We start from the raw sequence: 15609 nt of genomic DNA on the forward strand, positions 1-15609 counted from the left end.
ACTGAATCAGACCGGCGCTCCAACCTTTTGTTTTATGCGCATCTTTTCCGACAGCCGCTTCGCACTTTTCGGGATGCGCTCTACAATCTGCCTGCCATCGCCCCGACAAAAGACAACGCTGTCAATCACTAAGCCTACCCCAGCCAAAAGGCTGGGGAGTTTGGGGCAATGGCTTGCAGAAAAGTTCCGGGCATATCCTCCGATGCGCCCGGAACAGAAATTACTGGATCTGGTCTTCCTTGTAGTAACCGCTATCGACCAAAACCTGTTTCCAGTTCGACTTGTCGACGATCACCGGCTTGAGCAGATAGGACGGCACGACCTTGACGCCATTGTCATAGGTCTTGGTGTCGTTGACTTCCGGCTCCTTGCCGCTCATCAGCGCATCGACCATGTCGACCGTGACCTTGGCGAGTTCACGGGTGTCCTTGAAGATGGTCGAGTTCTGCTCGCCGGCAAGGATCGACTTGACCGAAGGCACTTCCGCGTCCTGGCCGGAGACAACCGGCATCGGCATGTCGCCACTGCCATAGCCTACACCCTTGAGGGAAGACAGGATACCGATGGAAATGCCGTCATAAGGCGACAGGACTGCATCGAGCTTCTTGTCGGAATAATAGGCCGAAAGGATCGAATCCATGCGGGCCTGGGCGGTAGCGCCGTCCCAGCGCAGCGTCGCCACCTTGTCCATGCCGGTCTGGCCGCTGCCGATAACGACCTTGCCGCTATCGATATAAGGCTGAAGCACCGACATCGCGCCGTTGTAGAAGAAATAGGCGTTGTTATCGTCCGGCGAGCCGCCGAAAAGCTCGATATTGAACGGGCCGGGCTTGTTCTTCAGATCCAGAGCCTTCTCGATGGACTGCGCCTGCAGCACGCCGACCTGGAAATTGTCGAAGGTCGCATAGTAATCGACATTCGGCGTGTCGCGGATCAGGCGGTCATAGGCGATGACCTTGATGCCTGCGTCATGGGCCTTGGCCAGAACATCGGAAAGCGTCGTGCCGTCGATCGATGCAACGACGAGAACCTTGGCGCCCTTGGTCACCATGTTTTCGATCTGTGCCAACTGGTTCGGCACGTCGTCTTCGGCGTATTGAAGATCGGTCTGGTAGCCGCGTTCCTTCAGCACCTTGACCATGTTGTCGCCATCGGCGATCCAGCGCGCCGAAGACTTCGTCGGCATGGCGACGGCGACAAGACCCTTGTCTTCCGCATGCGCCAGACCGCTGAAGGCAAGCGCGGCCATCGCGACTGCCAATGTTAGAGATTTCATGCCTGCCATTGTCTCACTCCCAAATTGGGACAGGCGTTTCTGCCTGTCGTTCTCCCAAAATTTCCGCCCCCGCCTTCCGGCCATGCGGAATTCTTCCCGTCGCGAAGCTCCTCAGCCCGCGATCTTGTCCCATGCCGCAACCGCGCGCGCGGCGCGTTCGCGAACCTCTGCGACCGTAAACCCGGCCTTGTAAAGACTGGAACCCAATCCGAAGCAGCTCACGCCCGCTGCCCGATAGGTCCCAAAATCAGCTTCGGAAACACCGCCCACGGCGCCCACCGGAACATCCTTCGGCAAGACGGCGCATACCGCCTTGATGCCGTCAGCACCCAGCACGCTTGCAGGAAAGAACTTGAGCGCCGACGCGCCTGCGCGGATCGCCGTGAAAGCTTCCGTCGGCGTGAACACGCCCGGCATCGTCACCATCCCATGCTGTCCGGCACGGCGGATAACCTCCGGTTCGGCATTCGGGCTGACCAGCAGCGTGCCGCCGACATCATTGAGACGATCCACATCCTCGACGCTCAACACGGTCCCGGCCCCGATCAGCACATTGGCGGGTGCAAGCTTTGCCGCCTTCTCGATCGAGACGAACGGCTCCGGCGAATTGAGCGGAATTTCGATAGCCTCGAAACCCGTCTCGATCAGCGCGCCGACAATTGCCTCGGTTTCTTGCCAGCGGATGCCGCGCAGGATAGCAACCAGCGGATAGCGCAATTTCGGCCATGCGATGCGCTCGCTCATTGCGCAACTCCTCCGAAGGCATGTCTTGCCGCCATGAAAAGGCCATCCCGCACCAGCTCGTCCGCCGCCACGCGCCGGACCTTCAGCCCCCCGATTTCAAGCGCGCTGTCATAAAGCGCACCCATCGTGTCGTCCGAAAGGAGCAGCACTTCTCCAGGTCCGCCATAGAGCGTGCGCCCGCCCGCAACTTCCAGCCCGATCAGCAGGCCGGAAAGCCGCGCAAGCTGATCGGTCGGCTTGCGATCATGCACGAGCCAGCCTGCGCGAACGGAAAAAAGCGCGTTGGAAATCAGCGCCGGACTTTCCAGCGACGCCCTGACGCCCGCTGCGAAAGCCGAGCCATGCGGATCGACCCCGCCCGCACCTTCCAGCGCACCGGCCAGCACCGATTTGTCCTTCAAAAGAGCGAACATTTCGCCGGTCATGAAGGTCCGGTAATCGGCAAGACCGCCATCGGCAACCCGCACCCATTTGGCATGGGTGCCAGGCATGACCACCACCGCATCCCGCGTTCCGCCATGCACGAGGCCCAAAAGCTTGGTTTCCTCGCCGCGCATCACGTCCGGGGCCAATTCGTCCCGGCGCGCGATACCCGGCAGCATGATGACGTGACGGCGCGCAGGCACGCGCACCGCAGCCTTCACAATGCCCTCCAGCCCGGCAGGCAGGCTCATATAGGGCGCTTCGATCCAGCCGGTCCGTGAACCGGCCATACCGCATATCACCACCGGCAGATCGTCCGGTGCACTGAGCGAAGCAAGGTGCCGTTCGAGCGTCTGCTCAAAACCGGCTTCCTTTGCCTGAAGCAAACCATCGTCGCCACGGCTTTCGCCCAGCACATTGCCATCGGCATCCAGCGTCCAGAGGCGGAACCGGGTGGTGCCCCAGTCCGCAACCGCTGCAAATGGCTTTTTATGGAGAGCCATCGGGACCGGCCTTAGTGATTGTCTCGAGGCAGGCCACGCGTATGCGCGATATCCTGATACTTGACCGCATTTTCCAGAACCGCGCCGGTTTCCATCTGGCCGACAACCGCACGCTGGATTTCCTGCCACGGCGTCTGGCTTTCCGGATATTTATAGCCGCCAGCCGCTTCCAAAGCCTTGCGGCGTTCGGCCAGTTCCTCATCCGAGATGAGAATATCCGCCGTGCCGCGACCGAGATCGATGCGCACGCGGTCGCCGGTCTTCAGAATGGCGAGACCGCCGCCCGCCGCAGCTTCCGGCGAAGCGTTGAGGATCGAAGGCGAACCCGATGTGCCCGACTGGCGCCCGTCGCCGATGCAAGGCAGCGAAGTAATGCCCTTCTTCAAGAGATAATCCGGCGCACGCATGTTGACGACTTCCGCCGCGCCCGGATAGCCGATCGGGCCGGCACCGCGCATGAACAGCACCGTATGCTCGTCGATTTCCAGCGACGGATCGTCGATGCGGTGATGATAATCCTCCGGTCCGTCGAAAACGACCGCCTTGCCTTCAAAGGCATTCGGGTCCTTGCTGTCGGACAGGTAGCGATTGCGGAACTCATCCGAAATCACGCTGAGCTTCATGATCGCCGATGAGAACAGATTGCCGCGCAATACGCGGAAACCGGCATGTTTCTTCAACGGCTGGTCGTAGGTCTTGATGACATTGCCGTCTTCGATGGTCGCGTTCTTGCAGTTCTCGCCAATGGTCTTGCCGTTGACCGTCAGCGCGTCCTCATTGATGAGGCCCTGCCCCATAAGCTGGTTGACGACAGCCGGTACGCCACCGGCATGGTAATAATCCTCACCGAGATATTCACCGGCTGGCTGGAGATTGACCAGAAGCGGGATTTCCTCGCCATATTTCTGCCAGTCATCGACCGTCAGTTCCACGCCGACATGGCGCGCCAGGGCGTTCAGGTGGATCGGCGCATTGGTCGAGCCGCCGATAGCGGAATTGACGCGGATCGCGTTGACGAAGGCTTCCTTGGTCAGAATGTCCGACGGCTTCAGGTCTTCATGCACCATTTCCACGATGCGGCGTCCGGTGAGATAGGCTACTTCCTGACGGTCGCGGTATGGAGCCGGAATGGCGGCGGAACCGGGAAGCTGCATGCCGAGCGCTTCGGCAAGCGAGTTCATCGTCGTGGCCGTGCCCATCGTGTTGCAATAGCCGGTCGATGGAGCCGAGGAAGCAACGAGCTTCACAAAGCCCTGATAGTCGATTTCACCCTTGGCGAGCAGTTCGCGCGCCTTCCAGACGATGGTGCCCGAACCCGTGCGTTCGCCACGGAACCAGCCATTGAGCATCGGGCCGACCGACAGCGCAATCGCCGGAATATTGACCGTTGCCGCTGCCATCAGGCAGGCGGGGGTGGTCTTGTCGCAGCCGATTGTCAGCACCACGCCGTCGAGCGGATAGCCATAGAGCACTTCCACGAGGCCGAGATAGGCAAGGTTGCGGTCGAGGCCCGCAGTCGGACGCTTGCCGGTTTCCTGAATCGGGTGCACCGGAAATTCGATGACGATTCCGCCAGCCTCACGGACGCCTTCGCGCACGCGCTTGGCCAGTTCCAGATGATGGCGGTTGCAAGGCGAGAGATCGGAACCCGTCTGCGCAATGCCGATGATCGGACGACCGGACTGCAACTCTTCCTGGCTCAGGCCATAATTCATGTAGCGCTCCAGATAGAGCGCTGTCATGTCGACATTATCGGGATTGTCGAACCAGGCGCGAGAGCGGAGCTTTGGCGTTTTCGGAGAGACGGGCTTGTTCATTTCATTGTCCTGCATGGGTGAGAGACCGGAACACGGTCTCGATTCCTTCGACGCCGATCCTTAAAATCAGATCGACATTCCAAATGTTTGGTTCATCGCGCATCTTGTCCGAAAACCGTTTCACACTTTTCGGGATGCGCTTTAATCTTCAAAAGCTTCGACGACATGCCGCTTTCCGAGCAGAAACGCATCGGCCACATGAGTCAGCGGAGCGAGATCGACATCCGAACGCCCCGCGCCGATCAATTGCACGAAACGCTTGTAAAGTCGTTGATATTCGCGGTCCGGCTCAGCCATTTTCTCGGTTCCGGCAATCGCCAGGCGGCTGCCGCCATGGCTGAGCAGAACCGTGCCCTTGTCGGTCTCGATGCGAATATCCCAGGTTTGTGGGCCGGTCTGGCGCCAGTCCAGTTCGAACGAAACCGGTATGCCGCTTTCCGTCTCGAAGTTGAGATCGGCCGCAATCGGCGCTGCACGGTTTTCAGGAAAATAGAGAGCGGATTGCGTCAGGAAGAAGCGCTCGGGGAGAATGTGTGTCACGATGGAAAGCGCATTGATGCCCGGATCGAACACGCCGAGGCCACCCGGCTCCCATATCCATTGCTGGCCGGGATGCCAGTGGCGCACATCTTCCTTCCATATGACCGAAACCGAGCGGATTTCCGCATTTTTCAGGAATTCCCGCGCCGGTTCGACCGCTGCCGCCTCGCGCGAATGCCACGTGGCATAAAGCGTCACACCTTCCGCTTGCGCGAGCCGCTCCAGCGCCTGCACTTCCGAAATCGTCGCGCCCGGAGGCTTTTCCAGCATCACATGCTTGCGTGACTTCAAGGCGGCGTAGGCTTGTTGAAAGCGTCCTTGCGGCGGCGTGCACAGCGACACCGCGTCAACGGCCACGTCGGATGCCAGCAACTGCTCGATATCGTGAAATGACGGCAGGCCATCCAATCCGGTATTGCGGCTGGCAATTGCTTTCAGTTCGATACCATCAACAGCTTCAATGGACGGCAAGTGCTGGTCACGCGCGATCTTGCCGAGACCGACGATTGCGAGAGCGATGTTCGATTGCATCGCCATGTTCAGAGCGCCTTCACAACAACGTCTTCGGCGGCCGCCTGCGCCAGCCTGTTGACCAGCGCATAGCGGAACGGCTTGGCGGAAATCTCGAACTGGTCGCCAGTTTCCGTCTTCACGCCTTCCGAGAACGACAGGGTCGCCGTGCCGAAAAAGTGGACATGAATGTCGCCCGGACGGCGGAACAACTCATATTTGAAATGATGATGTTCCAGATTGGCAATTGTGTGCGACATGTTCGCTTCGCCCGACAGGAACGGCTTTTCAAAAATGATCTCATTGCCGCGACGAATGCGCGAAACACCTTCGACATGATCCGGCAGCGCGCCGACATAGAGTTCAGGCCCAAGCGATGCCTGCCGCAGCTTGGAATGGGCAAGCCAGAGATAGTTCTGCTTTTCGGTCACATGGTCGGAAAATTCATTGGCAAGGCAGAAGCCGAGCCGGAAGGGCGTACCGTCCGGGCCGATCAGGTAGATGCCGGCAAGCTCCGGCTCCTCGCCGCCATCTTCGGCAAAGGAAGGCGAAACCAGTTCACCACCGGTTGCTACAAGCGCCGAACCGTCACCCTTGTAGAACCATTCCGGCTGCACGCCGGCCTCACCCGGCTTCGGCTTGCCGCCTTCGACGCCCATCAGGAACATGCGCATGGAATCAGTCGGCTTTTCGGCAGCCTGCGCGGCCTTGTGCATCTTGTCGCGACCGTCTGCGGACCCAAGATGCGTCAAGCCTGTACCGGCAACGATCAGATGTGCCGGATCGGCATGCGTAATCGGCAGGCCGACGCGGCCCGCCGCCAGCGCAGCGTCGATATCGGCAGCCTCACCCTTGCCGCTCTTCGCCACCTGTTCTTCAAGGCTGATGCCTGCGGCAATTGCCGCCGAGGCCAGTTCATAGGTCGTTGCCACGCCCCTGACGACATGCGCCGCTCCCTCGTCATTGCAGGCAGCCACACGCATTTCTCCGCCTTCTTCGCGGAACTGGACCAGACGTAACATTCAACCTCCCGTTTTCCGCATTACCCTTTGCGGAATTCACCCCGACCGCTTGAAAAACACCAGAAGGCGTCAATCCACGGCTCGCGTTATTAATATGACTATTTTGCTGCAGCCTGCTTTGTCAAGCAAGCAGACGCCCCCACATGCATCGTTCAGAAAAACTGTTCCCCGCGCGCCAATACAAGCCTTTGTTTCATATTTATAATTTTAGATATTGTCCGTTTGTCGCACCAGCATTTTATTGGGAATTATCGAAAGGCGCTTGCCATAAAGTAATATTATATGCTTCATAAACACGAAGGCCGGGAGGGCCTTATTATTGGGAGGAACTATCATGAAACGCAGTCTGGCGGCTCTGACGGCCGCACTATCGCTTGCCCTGATTTCGAGCGCATCCGCCGCATCGCTGACGGTCGGCTTTTCGCAGATCGGTTCGGAATCGGGCTGGCGCGCCGCAGAAACGGCCCTGACCAAGCAGGAAGCCGAAAAGCGCGGCTATACGCTGAAATTCGCCGACGCCCAGCAGAAGCAGGAAAACCAGATCAAGGCTGTTCGCGGCTTCATCGCTCAGGGCGTTGATGCAATCCTGATCGCGCCGGTCGTCTCCACCGGCTGGGATGCGGTCTTGAAGGAAGCCAAGGAAGCGGAAATTCCGGTCGTCCTGCTCGACCGCCAGATCGATTCTCCGGAAGATCTTTACCTCACCGCCGTCACCTCCGATCAGGTGCATGAAGGCAAGGTGGCCGGCGACTGGCTGGTGAAGGATGTGGGCGACAAGCCATGCAATGTGGTTGAGCTACAGGGCACCACCGGCTCCTCGCCCGCCATCAACCGCAAAAAGGGCTTTGAGGACGCGATCAAGGGCCACGACAACATCAAGATCACCCGTTCGCAGACCGGTGACTTCACCCGCACCAAGGGCAAGGAAGTCATGGAGAGCTTCATCAAGGCCGAAGGCGGCGGCAAGAATATCTGTGCCGTCTACGCCCATAATGACGACATGGCCGTCGGCGCCATTCAGGCCATCAAGGAAGCTGGCTTGAAGCCGGGCACGGAAATCAAGATCGTGTCGATCGACTCCGTGCCGGATATCTTCCAGGCCATGGCCGCTGGCGAAGCCAACGCAACCGTCGAGCTGACGCCGAACATGGCGGGCCCGGCTTTCGACGCCATCGAAGCCTTCAAGGACAAGGGCACCGTTCCGCCGAAATGGATCCAGACGGAATCGAAGCTTTATACGCAGGCTGATGATCCGAAGGCCGTTTACGAAGCCAAGAAGGGCCTCGGCTACTGATCCGCTTCATCCGGGCCGCTGTCGGCCCGGATGCCCCTTTGCGAAGCGCAAACGGAAGAATGCCATGGCTGCAAAAGACGCTGCATCAGCGGTGGGAACACCGCTTCTGGAAGCCCGTTCGATCACCAAATCCTTTCTCGGCGTAACTGCGCTCGACCATGTCGATTTCGCGCTCAACCGCGGTGAAATCCATGCCTTGCTGGGTGAAAACGGCGCGGGCAAATCCACGCTCATCAAGATATTGACCGGCGCCTATCACGGCTTTGACGGTTCGATCCTGCTTGAAGGCCAGCCGATTGCGCCCGCATCCGTTGCGGAAGCGCAGACGCTCGGCATCGGAACGGTCTATCAGGAGGTCAACCTTCTCGAAAACCTGACGGTTGCGGAAAACCTGTTTCTGGGCCGCCAGCCCAAGCGCTTCGGGCTGGTCGATCGCGGACGGATGGAAAAGGATGCGGCGAAACTCCTTTCGCGCTACGGTCTTACCATCGATGTTGGCGCGCCCCTGTCCGCCTATTCGGTCGCCATCCGCCAGATTATCGCGATAGCGCGCGCCGTCGATCTTTCCGGCAAGGTGCTCGTGCTTGACGAACCGACCGCCAGCCTTGATGCGCGTGAAGTCGAAATGCTGTTCGTCGTGCTTCGCCAGCTGAAGGCGGAAGGCCTGGGCATCATCGTCATCACCCATTTTCTGGATCAGGTCTATGCCATTGCCGATTGCGCCACCGTGTTGCGCAACGGTCGTCTGGTCGGCAGCCGAAACCTGTCGGATCTGCCGCGCACCGATCTCATTTCCATGATGCTGGGTCATCAATTGCAGGAAACCGTGCGCCGCCAGCTCACCGAAGATGTCAGCGACGACACGGTTGCGCCGATCCGTTTTTCGGGCTTTGGCAAAAAGGGCAGCGTTGCGCCATTCGATCTGTCGATCAAGCCGGGAGAAGCCGTCGGCATCGCCGGACTGCTCGGTTCCGGCCGCACCGAAACCGCGCTCCTGATGTTCGGCGTCGATCAAGCTGACAGCGGCACGCTTGCCGTCGACGGAAAGGAAACAAGGCTGCCCTCGCCGGTCGCGGCGATTGCCGAGCGCTTCGCCTTCTGCCCCGAAGAACGCAAGACCGATGGCATCATCGGCGATTTTTCGGTTGCCGAAAACATCGCGCTCGCCGTTCAGGCAAAGCGCGGCTGGTCGAAACCGCTGTCGTCACGCGAAAAGGCGGCGCTCGCCGACCGCTATATCAAGGCGCTGGATATCCGCCCGCCTGATCCGCACAAGCCGATCAAGTTCCTGTCCGGCGGCAACCAGCAGAAAGCCATTCTGGCGCGCTGGCTCGCCACCGACCCGCGCCTCCTGATCCTTGATGAACCAACACGCGGCATCGATATCGGCGCCCACGCCGAAATCCTCAAGCTCATCGGCGAGCTTTGCGCCGAAGGCATGTCGCTTGTCATCATCTCGTCGGAATTCGAGGAGCTCGCCGCCGTCGCCAACCGTGTCGTCGTTCTCTCGGATCGCCGCCATGTCGCCGAACTCAAAGGCGAGGAAATTACCGCCGACAATATCGTGCGCGCAATCGCAGAGACCGGAAGCGAAAAGGAAGCGGCAGCATGATTGCCCGCATGACCAGAAAACTAAAAAGACTGGCGCCGCAATTGGCAGCCCTTGTGCTCATTCTGGCGGCGAACACCATCATCGCGCCGGGCTTTCTCGACGTCTCCTTCCAGAACGGGCGGCTCTATGGCAGCCTGATCGATATTCTGGTGCGTGCGGCGCCCGTTGCCATTCTGTCCGTCGGCATGACACTGGTGATTGCAACACGCGGCATCGACCTTTCGGTCGGCGCGGTGATGGCGATCAGCGGCGCCTTTGCCGCATCGCTCATCGTGGCAGGCTATCCGCTTGCAATCGTCATTCCGGCCGCGCTTGGCGTCGGCCTCATTTGCGGCTTGTGGAATGGCTTCCTGGTCGCCGTCTTCGATCTCCAGCCGATCATCGCGACGCTTATCCTTATGGTGGCGGGGCGCGGCATAGCGCAGCTTATCACCGAAGGCGCGATCCTCACGTTCAACAATGATTCCTTTGCAGCCCTTGGCTCCGGCTCCTTCCTCGGCGTGCCCATTCCGGTCCTGATATGGATTCTGGCTGGCCTCGCGGTAGGCCTTGCAGTCCGCACCAGCGCACTCGGCTTCCTGATCGAAGCAACCGGCATCAACCGTCGCGCGGCGATGCTGGCGGGCGTCAAGGCACACTTTCTCCTGTTCAGCGTCTATGCGGTTTCCGGCGTGGGCGCAGCCCTTGCAGGGCTGATCGCGGCGGCGGACATTCGCGGCGCGGACGCCAACAATGCCGGGCTGTGGCTGGAACTCGACGCCATTCTGGCGGTCGTCATCGGCGGCACTTCGCTCAATGGCGGGCGGTTCTCGATCATGGCCTCGCTGCTCGGCGCGCTCATCATCCAGTCGATCAATACCGGCATCCTGATGGCGGGCTTTCCGCCGGAATTCAACCTCATCATCAAGGCGATCATCATCGTGATCGTACTCACCTTCCAGTCACCGGCCATCGTCCAGCTGATCGCCTTCCTGCGCTCCGAGCGCAAGGGCGACGGAACCAAGCCGGTCCGCCAAAGCCAGCAGGGAGCACAGCAATGAGAGCGCTTCGCAATCTGCCTTTCCTGACAACTGTGGCGATCTTCCTGCTCGCCTATGCGGTCTGCATCATCCAGTTTCCAAACATGCTGTCGACGCGGGTGATCGGCAACCTTCTGACCGACAATGCCTTTCTGGGCATAGCTGCCGTCGGCATGACATTCGTGATCCTTTCAGGCGGTATCGACCTTTCGGTCGGTTCGGTCATCGCCTTCACCAGCGTCTTCGTCGCCGTGCTGGTCGGGCAACTCGGCGTGCACCCGCTTGTGGCTTTCGCGCTCATTCTGGTGATTGCAGCCTTGTTCGGGGCATGGATGGGCGTGATGATCCATTTCCTCGGCATCCCGCCTTTCGTCGCCACGCTTGCCGGCATGTTTCTGGCCCGTGGCGCGGCCTTCCTCATCTCGACCCAATCCGTGCCCATAGCGCATCCGTTTCTCGATACGTTGCAGGGGCTTTATCTCCGGCTTCCGGGTGGCGGAAGGCTGACTTTCATCGCCATGCTCATGCTCGCGGTCTTCATCGTCGGCGGCATCATCGCCCATCGCACGCGGTTCGGCGCCAACATCTATGCGCTCGGCGGCAACCAGCAGTCGGCGGAACTGATGGGCGTTCCGATTGCCCGCACCACAATCGGCATCTATACGATGTCGGGCGTGCTTTCCGGCCTCGCCGGGATCGTCTATACGCTTTATACCTCGTCCGGCTATTCGCTGGCGACGGTCGGGGTGGAGCTCGACGCCATTGCTTCGGTGGTGATCGGCGGGACGCTTTTGACGGGCGGCGCGGGCCTTGTGGCCGGTACATTCGTCGGCATTCTCATACAGGGGCTGATCCAGACCTACATTGTTTTCGACGGAACGCTGTCTTCATGGTGGACGAAAATTGCAATCGGTATATTGCTGTTCCTGTTCATTGCTCTGCAACGAGGACTTGTATGGTTCTCTGATCCAAAGCGCATCCCGAAAAGGGGAGAGCCGGTTTTCGGACAAGATGCGCGTTGAAAAAATATCTGCGCGGCAACGCGTGAAGGAGGCCTGAATTGGGATTGCTGGAAACGGCCATAACCGGACGCAAGCGCCATAACAGCCACGCGGTGGTGGTTGGGGAACTGGGCCGTGGGATCGTTGCTGGAAACATTCCCGAAGGCTCGATCCTGCCGGGCGACCATGAACTGTCGCTGCGCTTCGGCGTATCCCGCACCGTTCTGCGCGAGGCGATGAAAACCCTTGCCGCCAAGCGTCTCATCGAACCCAAGGCCAAGGTCGGCACGCGTGTTCTGGGCCATGCCAGCTGGAATTTCTTCGATCCCGATGTGCTGACCTGGCGCTTCGAGGCGGGCTTCGATGAAGTCTTCGTCGATCATCTGGCGGAAATGCGCATGGCGCTGGAACCGGCGGCAGCGGCCGCGGCGGCAGAACGCGCCTCCAGCGACGAGATCGTCGAGCTTTATGCCCTCGCCGCCAAATTCGACAATCCTGAACACACGCCGGAATCCATCGCCAAGGTCGATCTGGAATTCCATCTCGCCATCGCACGCATGTCCGGCAATCCGTTCATGCGTTCGGTCAGCGGCTTGATTGAGGCGGCGCTGGCAATCTCGTTCCAGCTTTCCTCCCCGGCAGCATCGCGGGAAGGCATTGCCGAGTGCGCGGCCAATCACCTGCGCATTGCGCATGCCATCGCATCGCGCGATCCGCAGAAGGCGCGGCTGGCCATGGAAAGCGTCATCCAGCTTGGCGTCGAGCGTATCCGGGACGTGATCTAAGCATTACGACACCTTCAGATCAAACTGAGGTTCGCCGCGCAGCGTATTGCTGACGGTGCAGATTTCTTCGGCCATTTCGGCGAGACGATGCTTTTCATCGTCAGACAGATCACCATCGAAATGAAAGGTGATGTTGAATCGCTCGATGCGTGAAGGCCCTTCATGCGCCTTGTCGCCTTTCACCTCCACCCGAACGTCGGCCAGCTTTTCCTTCAGTTCAAGCTTGGTGGCGGCGATACGGGCGCTCAACGCCATGCAGGCCGCGACCGACGAATAGATGAGGTCGAGCGGGTTGAAACCTGCCTGACTGACACTGGTGACGATTTCGACAACGCCGCCGGTCGGCGTGGTGATGACCGGAAGCTTTCCATGCGGCATTTCCGCCACGGCGCCGGTTTCGCGGGTCCTGACTTTCAGTTCGCTCATGCCTGAATTCTCCTGTAGTCCACATGCCGCGCCAGCCAGCAGCCGACGGTCATGCCTGTTATCCCGCCTTTGGCATCGCGATGGAAGACAAGTTTCCATTCGCCCGGCGACGGCGCATCCATCGAGCGCTGTACCGGCAGCAGCCAGACATCCGGGCCTGCCTCATAGAGCGGATACATATCGCTCTTGCCGAGAAAACCCTCGAAGGCCCCGTATAAAGCACCGCCCTCATTGACGATCAGAAGGTCGGCTTCCAGTTCGTCGCTGCGATAGCGCCCTGCAACATCCTGCTTCGCGGTACCTTTCAGGCGCTGCATCGTCAGGCTCAGATTTTCATCTTCACGCGCCAGATGGATCGTATCGCCGTCGCGGCGGATTGCAGTCATCGACGAGCGCGCTTCATTCTCGCCCACCACATCCATCATTTCCGGCCCGGTGCCGAAACGCGCTTTCATGCGTCCGCGCCCCGCATCTTCGAGGCTCAGCACGAGGCCAGTCTCATGGTCCAGCCACGAACCGAACCAAGCGGCATCGGCTTCAACCCGGACCGGTTCGCTCGTGGAAACGCCAAGCGCGATGTTCATCAGCTTGAAGGCCACATCGGATGCGCCACCCTCAAAGTTGAACATGGCGATTGTCGAAAGGCGTTCGTCGGCGCAATGCCAGCGCTGGCAGCGCCAGCCGCGCAGCGCCCCGCCATGGCCGGTGAGCCGCCTGCCGCCTGCTTCCTCGAACTTGAGGCCGAGACCGTAGGGAGCCGCATTGCCATCACTGAAAGTCTGCGGACCGCTCAGGCGACGATAGATTCCGTCTTCGTCGTCACGTGTCGCATCGATGAACTGTTCCCAGGCGATCATGTCGTCGAGTGACGCGCAAATGCCCGCATCGCCCATCCAGTTGATGCGATTGACGGCAGGCAGGAACCCGCGCACCGTATCGCCCTCATAGCCAATGCATTCATCGAACAGCGCGGTATCGGGGATGAGTTCTGCAGTCTTCATGCCAGCAGGCTTGAAAATGCGCTCCGCCAGAAGCTCGACCATGGTTCGGCCCGCATGGCTTTCGATAAGATCAGCCAGAATGCGGAAATTGCCGTTGCAATAGGAATAATGCGTGCCGGGCGCGAAATGCGTGGTCTTCAGGCGGCGCAGCAGGCTTTGCGCCTGTTCCGGCAGAAAGACGCCTTCCGGATCGGCCCCGCACAGAACAGTCAGCGCCCAGTAATCGCGCAGACCCGACTGGTTGTTGCACAGATCGCGCGCACTCGGGCGCTCTTCCGTGAACTTGTCGAGATAGGCGGCAAGCGCATCGTCAAGAACTTCCGGCTCGCCAACGCTATCCAGCAACACGGCGCAGGTGAACTGCTTGCTGACCGAGCAGATCGGCATGCGCGTTTCGGGCGTCATCGCCTTGCGCGCAGAAAGATCGGCAAAGCCCCACGCATGGCGCAGCACCACCTTGCCATCCTTCACCACGGCGACCGCACCGCCCGGCCCCTTATAGTACTGCGGAACGGTGCGAACGAAGGCTTCTAGCGCGGGAAGATCGAATTTTGACATGATGGCTCAGGCGACTCAGATGAAAATCAACAGCCGCCACGAGGCATCATTTTGTCCGTTCGATCAAGGCCATGGCCGCGTGCGGATTATGCGCCTTATAGCCGCTGATGACATAAAGATAGACATCGCGGGCGATATGATCGGCAACGGGCGGCGTGACGGTCTTCAATCCTTCGGCAAGTTCTCCGACGGCAATCGCCCCGGCGCGCGCCGCCCACTGGTCCAGCAGGTCTTCGCTATAGCCGAGCGGTTCGCTCTCCTTTGTCCCCATGATGCGGAAATAGGCGAAAGGCGCGGTCATATCGGCAAATTGCGGAAAGTCGCTGTCGCCCGCAATCACCACCGCCACGCCATATTCCCGCAGCAGCGCAATGAACTCCGGCGAGTTGAAACTGTCGTGACGCACTTCCACCGCATGGCGCACGTCGCGCCCGTCGACACGCTTGGGCAGAAGCTTCAAGAACGCCTCGAAATCCACGGGGTCGAACTTCTTCGTTCCCATGAACTGCCAATTGACCACGCCGAGCTTGTCTTTCAGCTCCATCATGCCGCCGGTCATGAACTTCTCGATGCTCTCGCCCGCTTCGGCGAGCACGCGGCGGTTGGTGGAAAACCGCGGCGCCTTCAGTGAAAACACGAAACCGTCCGGTGTTTCATCGCGCCATTTGGCGAAGGTCGCAGGCTTCTGCGGACCGTAATAGGTGCTGTTGATCTCGATGGATGCGAGCTTGCTCGACGCATATTCGAGCTGGCGTTTTTTCGGAAGTTTTTCGGGATAGAAGCTCTCATCCCACGGTTCATAGGCCCAGCCGCCAATGCCGATGCGAATTGTACCCGTATTTTCCTTGGCCATCGCCTTTCCTCCATACCGGTGCATCATGAGTTCATACTGTTTGGTCATGATGTTTAATCTGTATTCGCACCGCTGGCTATGTTCATATCAGCCACGGTTGGCTGGGAGGAAAAAGGGGCGGCGAAAGAACCGTCCTAACCAAGCCAGTTTGGTGAGAGCTTGAATCAAAAGGCAGCAGACCGGCATGTCGACTTTTGGAACAGGCTCCAAGATTGAGGAAATGCA

The 15609-nt window shown here is 59.7% G+C and carries 14 protein-coding genes; 5 read left to right on the forward strand and 9 right to left on the reverse strand.

Annotation, left to right across the window (positions count from 1 at the left end; translation table 11 throughout):
• Positions 1-220: 220 nt before the first annotated feature.
• The 6 genes from chvE to araD1 form a co-directional block, all read right to left on the reverse strand.
• Complete coding sequence (gene chvE / locus J9800_RS09995; protein ID WP_112585570.1) at positions 221-1285, reverse strand: multiple monosaccharide ABC transporter substrate-binding protein; 1065 nt, start codon at positions 1283-1285, stop codon at positions 221-223.
• 102 nt (positions 1286-1387) lie between these two features.
• Entirely contained in the window at positions 1388-2020 is a 633-nt protein-coding gene (locus J9800_RS10000; RefSeq protein ID WP_114216225.1) for a 2-dehydro-3-deoxy-6-phosphogalactonate aldolase, read from the reverse strand.
• Positions 2017-2946, reverse strand: coding sequence for a 2-dehydro-3-deoxygalactonokinase (locus tag J9800_RS10005; RefSeq protein WP_114216224.1), 930 nt, complete (start codon positions 2944-2946; stop codon positions 2017-2019). Before J9800_RS10005 ends, J9800_RS10000 begins: the two co-directional genes overlap by 4 nt.
• An 11-nt stretch (positions 2947-2957) precedes the next feature.
• Positions 2958-4763 (reverse strand): IlvD/Edd family dehydratase, encoded by a 1806-nt coding sequence (locus tag J9800_RS10010; protein ID WP_114216380.1) that lies wholly within the window; start codon positions 4761-4763, stop codon positions 2958-2960.
• 141 nt (positions 4764-4904) lie between these two features.
• Positions 4905-5840 carry a Gfo/Idh/MocA family protein gene (locus J9800_RS10015; RefSeq protein ID WP_114216223.1) on the reverse strand — a complete coding sequence of 312 codons (936 nt, stop codon included), beginning with the start codon at positions 5838-5840 and terminating at the stop codon, positions 4905-4907.
• Between the two features lie 2 nt (positions 5841-5842).
• The gene (gene araD1 / locus J9800_RS10020) at positions 5843-6835 is read right to left on the reverse strand and encodes an AraD1 family protein (RefSeq protein WP_114216222.1); all 993 of its coding nucleotides are present in this window, start codon (positions 6833-6835) and stop codon (positions 5843-5845) included.
• Positions 6836-7169: 334 nt separating this feature from the next.
• Here araD1 and ytfQ point away from each other — a divergent pair, with 334 nt between their 5' ends.
• The 5 genes from ytfQ to J9800_RS10045 all read left to right on the forward strand — a co-directional run bounded on the left by ytfQ (position 7170) and on the right by J9800_RS10045 (position 12546).
• On the forward strand, positions 7170-8129 hold the full coding sequence (ytfQ, locus tag J9800_RS10025) for a galactofuranose ABC transporter, galactofuranose-binding protein YtfQ (protein ID WP_006472965.1): 960 nt from the start codon (positions 7170-7172) through the stop codon (positions 8127-8129).
• A 64-nt stretch (positions 8130-8193) separates the two neighbouring features.
• A complete protein-coding gene (locus J9800_RS10030) occupies positions 8194-9741 on the forward strand; it encodes a sugar ABC transporter ATP-binding protein (RefSeq protein ID WP_114216221.1) in 1548 nt (515 codons plus the stop codon).
• Positions 9738-10781: an ABC transporter permease gene (locus J9800_RS10035; RefSeq protein ID WP_114216220.1), complete on the forward strand. Its 1044-nt coding sequence runs from the start codon at positions 9738-9740 to the stop codon at positions 10779-10781. The genes J9800_RS10030 and J9800_RS10035 overlap by 4 nt, the downstream gene beginning before the upstream one ends.
• Positions 10778-11782, forward strand: coding sequence for a galactofuranose ABC transporter, permease protein YjfF (gene yjfF, locus J9800_RS10040; protein WP_114216219.1), 1005 nt, complete (start codon positions 10778-10780; stop codon positions 11780-11782). The genes J9800_RS10035 and yjfF overlap by 4 nt, the downstream gene beginning before the upstream one ends.
• 38 nt (positions 11783-11820) lie before the next feature.
• Positions 11821-12546, forward strand: a complete 726-nt coding sequence (locus J9800_RS10045) for a FadR/GntR family transcriptional regulator (RefSeq protein ID WP_114216218.1) — start codon at positions 11821-11823, stop codon at positions 12544-12546.
• A gap of 3 nt (positions 12547-12549) precedes the next feature.
• Here the strand turns inward: J9800_RS10045 and J9800_RS10050 are convergent, their stop codons facing one another.
• The 3 genes from J9800_RS10050 to J9800_RS10060 are packed head-to-tail and all read right to left on the reverse strand — an operon-like array spanning position 12550 to position 15384.
• Entirely contained in the window at positions 12550-12972 is a 423-nt protein-coding gene (locus J9800_RS10050) for an OsmC family protein (protein ID WP_114216217.1), read from the reverse strand.
• Complete coding sequence (locus tag J9800_RS10055) at positions 12969-14531, reverse strand: D-aminopeptidase (RefSeq protein WP_114216216.1); 1563 nt, start codon at positions 14529-14531, stop codon at positions 12969-12971. Before J9800_RS10055 ends, J9800_RS10050 begins: the two co-directional genes overlap by 4 nt.
• Before the next feature lie 46 nt (positions 14532-14577).
• Positions 14578-15384 (reverse strand): DUF72 domain-containing protein, encoded by an 807-nt coding sequence (locus J9800_RS10060; protein ID WP_114216215.1) that lies wholly within the window; start codon positions 15382-15384, stop codon positions 14578-14580.
• Positions 15385-15609 lie beyond the last annotated feature (225 nt).

This window comes from Ochrobactrum sp. AP1BH01-1, from assembly GCF_018066705.1.
GTDB lineage: Bacteria > Pseudomonadota > Alphaproteobacteria > Rhizobiales > Rhizobiaceae > Brucella.